The 10,738-nt window shown below is 43.6% G+C and carries 12 protein-coding genes; all 12 read right to left on the bottom strand.

Annotated features, from left to right (window positions below; all coding sequences use genetic code 11):
• Positions 1–354 precede the first annotated feature (354 nt).
• Positions 355–2,166 (bottom strand): flagellin N-terminal helical domain-containing protein, encoded by a 1,812-nt coding sequence (locus AC25Y5_RS15820; protein WP_488141137.1) that lies wholly within the window; start codon positions 2,164–2,166, stop codon positions 355–357.
• A gap of 228 nt (positions 2,167–2,394) precedes the next feature.
• Positions 2,395–2,616 carry a carbon storage regulator CsrA gene (gene csrA / locus AC25Y5_RS15825; protein WP_488141138.1) on the bottom strand — a complete coding sequence of 74 codons (222 nt, stop codon included), beginning with the start codon at positions 2,614–2,616 and terminating at the stop codon, positions 2,395–2,397.
• On the bottom strand, positions 2,588–3,064 hold the full coding sequence (fliW, locus tag AC25Y5_RS15830; protein ID WP_488141139.1) for a flagellar assembly protein FliW: 477 nt from the start codon (positions 3,062–3,064) through the stop codon (positions 2,588–2,590). Before fliW ends, csrA begins: the two co-directional genes overlap by 29 nt.
• Before the next feature lie 41 nt (positions 3,065–3,105).
• Positions 3,106–3,660 (bottom strand): DUF6470 family protein, encoded by a 555-nt coding sequence (locus AC25Y5_RS15835; RefSeq protein ID WP_488141140.1) that lies wholly within the window; start codon positions 3,658–3,660, stop codon positions 3,106–3,108.
• 158 nt (positions 3,661–3,818) lie between these two features.
• The gene (gene flgL, locus AC25Y5_RS15840; protein ID WP_488141141.1) at positions 3,819–4,682 is read right to left on the bottom strand and encodes a flagellar hook-associated protein FlgL; all 864 of its coding nucleotides are present in this window, start codon (positions 4,680–4,682) and stop codon (positions 3,819–3,821) included.
• An 18-nt stretch (positions 4,683–4,700) separates the two neighbouring features.
• Entirely contained in the window at positions 4,701–6,221 is a 1,521-nt protein-coding gene (gene flgK / locus AC25Y5_RS15845; protein ID WP_488141142.1) for a flagellar hook-associated protein FlgK, read from the bottom strand.
• Positions 6,222–6,233: 12 nt separating this feature from the next.
• Positions 6,234–6,731 carry a flagellar protein FlgN gene (locus AC25Y5_RS15850; RefSeq protein WP_488141143.1) on the bottom strand — a complete coding sequence of 166 codons (498 nt, stop codon included), beginning with the start codon at positions 6,729–6,731 and terminating at the stop codon, positions 6,234–6,236.
• A gap of 30 nt (positions 6,732–6,761) precedes the next feature.
• Positions 6,762–7,025, bottom strand: coding sequence for a flagellar biosynthesis anti-sigma factor FlgM (gene flgM / locus AC25Y5_RS15855; protein ID WP_488141144.1), 264 nt, complete (start codon positions 7,023–7,025; stop codon positions 6,762–6,764).
• 138 nt (positions 7,026–7,163) lie between these two features.
• Positions 7,164–7,580 (bottom strand): TIGR03826 family flagellar region protein, encoded by a 417-nt coding sequence (locus tag AC25Y5_RS15860; protein WP_488141145.1) that lies wholly within the window; start codon positions 7,578–7,580, stop codon positions 7,164–7,166.
• Between the two features lie 20 nt (positions 7,581–7,600).
• Complete coding sequence (locus AC25Y5_RS15865; RefSeq protein ID WP_488141146.1) at positions 7,601–8,209, bottom strand: ComF family protein; 609 nt, start codon at positions 8,207–8,209, stop codon at positions 7,601–7,603.
• The gene (locus AC25Y5_RS15870; protein WP_488141147.1) at positions 8,206–9,585 is read right to left on the bottom strand and encodes an ATP-dependent helicase ComFA; all 1,380 of its coding nucleotides are present in this window, start codon (positions 9,583–9,585) and stop codon (positions 8,206–8,208) included. The genes AC25Y5_RS15865 and AC25Y5_RS15870 overlap by 4 nt, the downstream gene beginning before the upstream one ends.
• A 67-nt stretch (positions 9,586–9,652) precedes the next feature.
• Positions 9,653–10,501 (bottom strand): DegV family protein, encoded by an 849-nt coding sequence (locus AC25Y5_RS15875; RefSeq protein ID WP_488141148.1) that lies wholly within the window; start codon positions 10,499–10,501, stop codon positions 9,653–9,655.
• Positions 10,502–10,738: the final 237 nt, after the last annotated feature.

Raw genomic sequence — 10,738 nt, forward strand, 5'->3', positions numbered from 1 at the left:
CAAAACCAGAATAAATACATTCAAGATTTAAGATTTGATATCAGAACTTTACCTGGGATTATGACCGCAATAAATGAATAGGAAGCAAAGCACCGGTTGGGCACCGAAAAGTTCCTTTATTCTTTTATCCATAGGTACATCTCCTATTCTACAATTTAAGTTACTGTATTGTAGGGTTCTTAATAACTTCTCCCATTAATTGTATTAACTCATTTGAATATACATTATAACCAAATGGTATTTCCCCATTTAAAATTGTAAAGATCAATACTTCTCCTCGTGTAGCAAGACCCCCATTTGCAAATATGAAAAAAGACTCTAGCATAACTAGAGTCCCTTTCCAATAATTTAATATTAACGAAGAAGTTGTAGAACTCCTTGCGGCAACTGGTTTGCTTGCGCTAGCATCGCCTGAGAAGCTTGTGAAAGAATTGAGTTCTTTGTTTGTTCCATCATTTCTTTCGCCATGTCAACGTCACGGATACGAGATTCCGCTGCAGTTAGGTTTTCAGAAGATGTGTTTAAGTTGTTGATAGTGTGCTCTAAACGGTTTTGAGAAGCACCTAGTTTAGAACGTTCGCTTGATACTGTTTCGATAGCTTTATTAAGAGTTTCGATAGCTGCCGAGGCATTAGCATGTGATGATACATCAAGAGCTGCTTCTTTAAAAGTACCGCTAGTTCCATCTGTTACAGCACTTGCAGATGTAAATCCTACTTCTCCAGCTTTTCCAGTGATACCTAATGCTTCAGAACGCATGTCATTAATATCGATAGTGAAACTTTGGTTTTTGTTAGCTCCTACTTGGAAAGTAGCTTTGAATTGTTCCTGAACTCCTCCATCTTTGACTTCAATACTATTTCCTGCAGCACCAGCTTTAGTAGCTGTAACATCTAATTTCATTTTTGCTGCTGCTGCTCCTGCATTCTGTACTAATGTAACCCCTTCAATTTTCGAACCTACTTGCTGAGCAATATTCTTAACAAGTTCTTTAATCTTATCTCCATCAGCAGCTTCTGGATTTGCTAATGCTGTACTGATGTTAACTCCTATAGCATCACCATTATAAGCTCCGTCATTTGAATTATAGAATTCAATTTGCTGTCCTGCAATAGTCATTCCAGTACCAACTAGAGCGCTTATGTTAGCATCAGTAGTTGTATCAGCAACACCAAGCCCTGCACCATTTAATGCAGAGAAATCTATCTCTCTAGTAGCTGCAACTGCTGATGTATTTGTTCCTGCTACAGCAGTTCCAGCAGTAGTTTTAGCTGCAACTGTATGAGTACCCTCTGATATACTACCAGCTGCTCCAGTGAATGCACCTGTAGTTAATGCTTCTATCTTAAAGTCATCTGCACCTGCAGCTGTAACTTTAAAATTACCTTTTAATGTATCGTTGTTGTCGATCATTGCGTTCATAGCTGCAACAACAGCATCTCTGTCTGTTGTTGCATTTGTTGTTGCACCATTTACACCAATAGTAGCTGTATTTCCAGTTACTGTTGTATCATTAAATTTAGCGCCTCCAGCGGTAGGAACTGCTGTTGCATCAGTTGAAAATGTAATCTTTAAATCTTGTCCATTAATTGTGAATTCAAGTTCATTAGTGTCAACAGAGCCTAATACCATTTTAGAAACTTGGCTTGCTTCAGTAGTTGTTGCATCTGTTCCAACTGTACCAGTTCCAGCGACACCCAATTTTCCTGATGCATCAGCAATTCCAGTTGACTTAAGATTCACTTTTCCATCACCTTGTAAAAGGCTTTGAGTATTAAACTCAGTAGTATTACCTACACGGTTAATTTCAGAAGATAATTGGTTAATTTCTTTTTGAATTTCCCCACGGTCTACACCTACGTTTGTATCATTGGCAGCTTGAGTAGCCAATTCACGCATACGTTGTAAAATATCATGTGTTTCGTTAAGTGCACCTTCAGCAGTAGAAATCATTGAAATACCATCTTGTGAGTTTTTAGAAGCTTGATCCAACCCACGAATCTGTCCACGCATTTTTTCAGAGATTGCTAGTCCAGCTGCGTCATCCCCTGCTTTATTAATACGCATACCTGAAGACAATTTCTCCATTGATTTAGCTTGTGCAGTAGTTGCACTGTTCAACTGACGGTGTGTGTTAAGTGCAGCGATGTTGTGATTAATTCTCATTATAATTTCCTCCTTGAATGTATGTTGCTCACGTCCTTGTGAGCACATTTTTTATACCGAGAAGACCGGGCCGGCCGGACCCCGTTTTCCTCGCTATAACTCTATTATCGGATTCCCCTTTAGAATGTTTAATAGAAATGAAATATTTTTTAAAAAGGGTGCCAGTTGCCGCCACAATTCAGTTCGTGAATTGCGTCGGTAACTGGCACCCGGTTTTTTGAGTGATTTTTATTTCTTTTCGTTTTTGAGAAAGTCTATAAAACCGTCTATTTTGACTGCTTCAGTGTTGGATTCTGACACTTCTTTTATTAGTTCTCCGCGTAGAATGGTGACGTTTTTGGGTGCGTTGATGGCAATTCGGACTTGGTCTCCTTTGATTTCACTGATGGTAATTTCAATTTCATCGCCGAGCCAAATGGATTCACCTTTTTTTCGAGATAATACGAGCATTCCGACACCCCTTGTCTTTCTGCATCTGTGCTTCGATGGCATATCTGATTGGATAGTCCGCGTTTTCTAGGATGCATTGTTTGGCTATTTTGGATTTTGTGTTAATGATGACGGGTGCTTTTAAGTTTACGGTTGAGGCGTTGAATGGTTCTTTGACTGTAACGATTGTTAAGACGATGATGTCTTCTTCGGATTCTATATTCAGGGTTTCTACGGTTGATTCATCCAAGTCGAGCGTATAGTCGGTTGTAAATAAGTAGGGATTTGCTGTTACAAAGCCTACTTCTTTTGAATTGATGGACTGGAGGATCTGATAAACTTCATTTCCTTCTATAGAGAGTAGTATAAAGTTTTTTTCATTTTCGAAGCCTGGTAAGCCGTTTTCGAATGTGAGGATTTCGGATTCGGATGCTTCTACTTGTCCTAGGATAGCGGATTGGATTTTCATAGATTTTTTCTCCTTTGTTGGTGTCAGGCATTTGCTAGCAGTTAAACTTTCCAATCAATTTGAATGGATGGTTTTTGGAGTAACTCTGTTGTTACTTTTCCTGGTGTGTATGTATGGATTGGTTTATTGGCCGTACTGTTATTGATCACTTTTTGTGGTTCCACTCGAATGTCCACACTGCCTGGTTCAAATGAAACTTTGACACTGCCGTAGGATGGGATGAATTTGACGTTTAGACTGCTATAGGGTTGCCTGAATGCTCTTTCGGCGAATGTCTGAATTGGGTTTCCGCCGTTTTCGATTCTCATCATTTCACTGCCGTCTTGTGCACGGCGGGCGATTCCATTGGAGACTTCTGATTGGGCGTACTGAGCGACTTCTTCTGTACGGCGAGCGGCACTTTTTAAGTCCATGTCGGCACGGGCTTGTGTTGTGTCAATCGAAAGCCTGGACTTTGTTGTGTTGATTGTCATTTCGGCTTTTGGTTGTTGGATGTCCAGGGTTGCTTTTGGTTGTTCGATTTGTTGTGTTGGTTTTTGGGTGGTCAAGCCTAGTTGTGCTTTTGTTGTTGTTACTTGCAGTTGTGGGATGTTCAATAAGTCACCTTCTAAAGAAAGCGTTTGGAGAGTGTCCAAACGCTTTCAGGGATTTGTATTGGGTGCCAGGCGCTGCCACAATTCGCTGTAGGGCGCGAATGGATGTCAGCGTCTGGCACCCGGTTTGTCTCTCAAAATAGAAAGATCGTTTTTCTATTTTATCGTAAAAAGTCTACAAGTGATGGCTGGATTATACGTGAACCAACTGAAAGTGCAGCTCGATGGATTGATTCTAGTGTTAGCATTTCGGTGATTGCTTTTTCATAGTCGATATCCTCATTTTCGCTCATTTGTTTTTTTGCTGCGGCTTCTTGAGAATCTAGACGATTGCTCATCATTTCGACACGATTTTGGCGTGCACCGATGTCGGCGCGCGTTGTTAGTACTTTGTCCATGTTGGCGTCGACATCTGCAATTGCTGCGCTGAAGTCCGGGTTTCCTTTAAATCCTTCGAACATATCATTTATTCCTTGAAAAAGAGTTACTACATTAGCATTTACATTCATGGTGACGCCGTCAAAAACTTCTACATCAACACTTTTTTCAAAAGCTGTTGTGTCATCAGGGAATCCAGTTCCTTGTTTATCATAAAGAGGAGTAGCAGTCTTCGTTCCACTGAAAATATACTTATCGCCCACTTTTGTATTTGCCATATCTTGAATATGCATTTGTAGCTGTTCAAGTTCACTTTGAATCTTCGCTTTGTCTTCAGTTGTCATTGTTCCATTCGCTGCACTTGTAACAAGTTCCCTTGCACGGTGCATGGCTTGTCCGACTTTATCGAGCGCATCATCCGAGCTGTCGAGGTAATTGTGCACTTCCCCTAAGTTACGTTGGAATTGGGCAACTTTGTCGACTTGCATACGGTAGCCCATGCCTTTCATGGCGACGACGGGGTCATCTGATGGGCGGTTTACTTTTTTACCCGTATTAATTTGTTCCTGTACCTTGCCCATATTATTGTAGCTCGTGGAGAGATTCCGGAGCATATTATTAGATAGCATTGATTGTGTTACGCGCATTTAATTGTAGCTCCTTTCTTACATTCCTACTCGGCCCATGCCGTTGATGATTTTGTCGAGGGTTTCGTCGACGACAGTAATCATGCGCGCGGATGCGTTATAGGCTTGTTGGAATCTGATCATGTCTGTCATTTCTTCGTCGAGTGAGACAGAGCTGATGGATGCACGTCGGTGTTCGACAGCACCAAGTAATGTTGTCGTATTGAAGGTCATTCGTTCAGCTTGTTGGCCGTCTACACCTAGTTGGCCTATGATGCCTTGGAAATAGGTTTGGATGGTTGAACCTTCAAGGCTATCCAATTTCGCAAATAGAACATCGCCTAGATTCTTCGCGTTTTTTCCGTTACCTTCTTCAGTTCCTGTAGAATCTGATGCTGCGAGCTTGCTAGGATCTTTCGCGAGAGCATCAGACACAAAAATATTTCCGGCAGTAAATGGGCCAGGATCTTTTGTATCAAAGAAATTTCCACCATTGTTGCCATTTATGTCTGTTCCGCCTGTATGGATGATGTTCATTTGATCTCCAAAGGCTGCTGCCATTTTGTTTAACTCAGCAATCATTTCCGGGTACATGCCTTTTCCATCATCCGTACCATATGAATTTATCAACGATTTCATTTTTCCGAGATTTAGTAAGTTCGCATGTCCAACTAGCTCTTCATTTCCATCAATCTTCGTGATTTTCATTCCAATGATTGGTTGATTGCTCTTGGTAGTAGCCTCTATTAGTGGTTTTGGGTTCGTTTCTACAGTTGCAAATTTGTCCCCTTTAACAAGCTCAACAGGTGTCCCGTTAACTTTCACGGAAACAGTCACCGAACCTTCAGCTATCGCCAAGGCACGTCCACCTGATTCCTCGTATTTTGTTTCGATCGGGAAGTAGCTTGATAGTTCATCCAAAAGTGCATCTCGTGCATCGTATAAATCATTTGGTAAATAGCCGTTCGGTTCTACTTGCTTGATTTGCGCATTTAGCGCTGAAATTTGTTGAAGGACGGAGTTGACTTGACCTGTTGACACACCGATTTCATTTCCTAGGTTTGTCTGGATTTCCGTCAATGATTTGTGCATATAGTTGAACGAGTCTGCAACTGCCTCACCGCGCTGTACGACGACCGCACGTGCACCGCCGTTTTCTGGATTGACGGCAAGGTCTTGCAGCGATTGCCAGAATTCACTGAGTGATTTTTGGAGTCCGTATGCGGAAGGCTCGTTCATGACGTCTTCCATTTGAGATATCGCTTTTGTTTGGGAATCCCAATAGCCTAGCTTGTTGGATTCCTGTCTGAATTGATCGTCCACGAAGCCGTCACGAATACGTTGGATGGATCCTGCTTGAACGCCTGTTCCAAGGAATCCGGGCATCGTTCCTGCGCTTAGACCAACGCCTGGGAATCCCGCTGTTGCTTCCATGTTGACACGTTGGCGTGAGTAACCGGATGTGTTGGCGTTACTGATGTTGTGTCCTGTTGTATAGAGCGCGGATTGCTGAGTGAACAAGCCGCGTTTACTTGTCTCAAGTCCCATAAATGTAGACATTCATTTACCTCCTCAGGCATTTGTATCGAAAGTTGGTTGGTCTTTCGATACTTTTCTTCCGTTAATTTCGGGTTTTGAGTAGTTGACCGCTTCTAGGCGCGGCCGGACCATGTCCAGCGACAGATTCACGAACTGAAGTGACTGGTACGTCAGCTTCTGGTTGAGGTCGTTTTGCCATTTCAAGTCATGAATCGCATGCAGGAGACGTTCCCTCGCCTCCTCAAGGCTTTTCTTGTCCGCTTCCGGTGCAGCGTCGAGTAAATCGGCAACAGTCGGATTAAGCGGCACTGATCGTCCTTGATCAGTTAGGTATTTTACAACATTCAGTTGCCTCTGATTGTCCATTTGAACAATGGCAGCTAAGTGGGCTTGCTCGTCTTTTAACAATTGGTCGAGCTTATCCATGTCCCCGTTCTTGATATGAACAGTTTTGTCGTATGCAAGCCTTAGCAGACTTCTATGAAGTTTTTCCAGGCTGTCAAGTGACGCCAAAATTATTGTGATAGACATGTATATTCCTGCTTTCATTTACATAGTTTTTTACGGTTTGAAGTACTTCACCAGATTATTCGCAAGCTGTTCGGGTTTCACTTCGTATGTTCCCGCTTGAACTTGTGCTTTTAGTTGCTGAACGCGTTCGTTACGCCCTATGGTGAATGAAGAAACTTCCGACAGTTGTTTTGCTTCAGATGAAATTTCAAGTTTATCCGTTTTCATCTTCGCTTTCTGCTCGGTTTGTTCCGCTTTTAACTGGTTTGTTTTGTACGGGTTAATGATAGGTGGCGTGAATTTTTGAATTTTCATCGGCTATCGTCCCTTTCGTTTAGTTTAGTTTTTATATTGTGTATGGACCTCTTCTCTCTTTATTTCGGCATAAATTTGTGAACGTTTAGGGTCTAACGTATGAAAAATCCGGCCAGTTCAAAACTGCCGGACTTTTACCTATTTCCGATCACGATTTACATGGTATGTTGCTATGTCATTTGCTTCGACGGCTTCTCTGAATTCTAGCGCAGCGTCGAACGTTTCAAGGTCATTTTTAAGGTCTGCTGTACAGTCGGCGCATAATTTCCCTGAGCTTGTCAGCTTGCCGCAATTATCGCATGGATACCCGAGATTCGGAAACAATGCGGGTTGGAGCCTGCCTTTTCGTACCCATTGGTGAAGCAAGGTTTCCGTCACGCCAGTCACTTCGACGATGCGTTCGATGGTAGCCGCCCGGTTTTCACGTCTTCTTAAGAAGCGGTATACTTCCTCATACATTTTCTCATCATTCGCAGCGCACTTTGCGCAAACGTCACGCAGGCCCGTATAGTTAAAAAAATTTCCGCATTTAGGACAATCTCGTAGTTCTGCCATATAGTCTATCTCCTATCTATTCATCGTTCAGCTCGAATGAGTGTTAGCGCTTCGACACGCGTTGCACCTGCCTCTATTAAGACGGTTGCCGCATGACGGAGCGTTGTACCGGTCGTGAAAATATCATCCACTACAATGTACGTACCTGGTTGAATTGTAATTCCAGGTATTGTAGTGAATAAAGGGTCCATCGCAAGACGCTGTTCTTTCGATTTCTGTCCCATTGCCTCTGTATTCGTTTTTTCTAAAAGATGCGTAAACGGAATGCGTGCGCTTTTTAGCAGTTCATCGACATGAGCGAATGTCCGTTGAATCTTTTTTTCGGGATGCATCGGGATTGGAACGACTGTTGCCACACCCTTTAAATGCGTGCGCAGTTCATTCGCGAAGACGTTTGATAAAGCTATGTCTTGAAGGAATTTGTATTGGTGCAGGTATTCTCGCATCGCTTCGTTATAGGTATAGAGCGATGTGATTTGACTTATTAAATTGTCTACTTCCTTTATGTCGGCACGTTTGAACTTTTTTGAACAGTTTTGGCAGATATCCGTTTGTTTTTGCAGTCCGACAAGCGCTTTCCAGGATGGTGCTATCGCAATTGGAGTTTGACAGAGAAGGCAATCGTTCAAGTGCGGACCTCTCCTTTATTGAGCAAGTCAATTTCGTTTTTCGCTTCGTCCATTGCGTACGTAACGCCGTGGTGAAATAATACAAAATCGCCTGACGGATAGTTTACGGAACGTCCGACGCGACCACCGATTTGGATTAGCGCACCTTTGTTGAAGATGAGCTGTTCTGCCCCGACGACCGCGACTTGGACGTTCGGAATGGTAATACCCCGTTCAAGAATCGTTGTTGTCAGAAGTCCCGGAACTTTTTTATCGCGCAGTGCTTGGACATGTTCTTTCCGATCGGGATGGGACGCATGGACTGCATGAATGCGTGCATCCAGCATTTTAAATAAAGGCTCCGCCTCTTCCATCAGTCCGATGTGATGAAAGAAGATGAGAAAAGGTTCATTTCTTAGAAGTCGCTCTTCCGTCCAGACAGCGAGTTTCTTCGGCAAGTTCCCTTTTTGAATGTGTTTTGTGTAATTCCACAGAGAGTCATACCGCGGGGCGGGTAGCGGATGTCCGTGGTATCTACGGTTGATGGTTGAAACAGCCCCTGTTCGTTTGATGTCTGCAAGTAATTTATCAGACGGAGTCGCTGTTACGAAATGGACGGGCGCATCTGGTTTCACCGCTTTTCGAACTGCTCGTCTTAAAGTTTCTTCAGCTGTATAGGGAAAGGCATCGGCTTCATCGACGAAAATGGTATCGAAGGCGTGACGGAATCGGTAAAGCTGATGGGTTGTCGCAAGTATTAGTTGTGCGGAATCGGTTTTTGCTTCAGCGCCGCCATATAATGCTTCGATTGCGGTACGTGGAAAGGCTGTGCGCAAACGCGGTTCGAGTTCCAATATGACGTCGACGCGCGGTGCTGCGATGCATACTCGTTTGCCTTCTGTAAGCAGTTTGTGAATTGGTTCAAAGAGAATTTCTGTTTTTCCTGATCCGCAGACGGCATGGATGAGATGCGGGATACGTTCTGTTGTGCTTTTTGTTAGTTCTAGGGAGGCTTTCTGTTGCGCGGGTGTTAAGGTTCCAAGCCATGCGAGCGTATGGTTTGTCGGATAAATCGGTGGTTCTGCGTTCCAGACGATGAGTTCTGTGCATGTTGAAACACGTCCCATTTTCAGACAGTGCCTGCAATACGTGCACGGACCAACGCATTTGGCGCAGTCGAATGTTGTGAAGCGAGATTGTGTGGTGTTTTCGCAGCGATTGCAGAAGTGATGCGCAAGACGCTTATATGTCTTGGTGGTTTTGATGCCTTGGATGGTTTTAATGTGCGCTGAATTGATGTGTGCGTCGATTAATTCGATTGAAAAAGGAGTGTGCAGACGGAGCCAAATACGGCCAGCTAGGAAATCCCTAACTGACGGATCGAATGTATTTGTCATCCGCAACACCTCCCTTATTTTGGACTATCTGTTTGCTTTGGTACTTTTAGTTGTGCCTGAATCAAGCTTAACTCGTTCGTCGTTTAACCCATCCGAGTCCCATGGATGCTTCCCCTAAATGTGTGCCGATGACAGGTCCAAAATGACTGATTGTGAACTCCACATTCGGTAAGCGCTGCGAAAGTTCAGCTAGCCACATTTCTGCGTCTTCTGGACGATTGGCATGGATGATTGCCGCTTCGAGTGGCATAATTGCTGCGTCTACCGCTAGCAAATCAACAATTCGTTTCATCGCTTTTTTACGAGTACGTATTTTTTCAAATGGAACGATCACTTTTTCTTGGAAATGGAGCAGTGGTTTTACTTGAAGAAGTCCGCCAATCAATGCTTGCGCAGCGGACAATCTGCCGCCGCGTTGCAGATGTGTCAGGTCGTCCACCATGAAATAAGCGCGCATTGTCTGTTTCATTTCATTGAGCTCGGAGATGATTTCTTCCGGTGATGCACCTTCTTGCGCAAGTTCCGCCGCGCGAATAACGTAAAACCCTTGCATGTAGGTCGAAATTTCCGAATCGAATGTATATATATCAATGCCTTCCACCATGTCACCGGCTTGTCCCGCACCTGCGTATGTTCCGCTAATTCCGCTGGATAAATGGATGGAAATAATCGCGTCATGTGTGTCTTTTAGCGATTCGAATAGTTCTACGAATTTGCCGATGGGCGGCTGTGATGTCTTTGGCAGTGGCCCATCCCCGCGCACTTTGTCGTAAAAATCGGTTGAGCTGATGTCGATTTCTTCATCGAACACAGTACCGCCCAGTGTGACTGTCAGCGGTATCATCCGAATGTCCAGTTCTTCCATTAAACTTGCAGGTAAGTATGCCGTACTATCTGTAACAATTGCTGTTTTCAAATTCCGATCAACTCCTGCTTCTATTCTACCTAAATTGTGGTGAAATGGGAATGAGTATATGGAGAAAGCTAGAATAATTGAGGGTGAGGTTTACTTGGAGGCCGCTTACGTTGGGGGTGTTCCATTATTGAGAGAGTTTTGAGTTCAGAGTGTACATTTCAGATCGCTTGGCGCTTTGGGGATGCCTCTCGCCCTGAGCGAGGGCACTGAAAAAGTCCGATTTCCTTCAATCCCGTT

It is taken from the genome of Sporosarcina sp. Y1011, assembly GCF_057669885.1.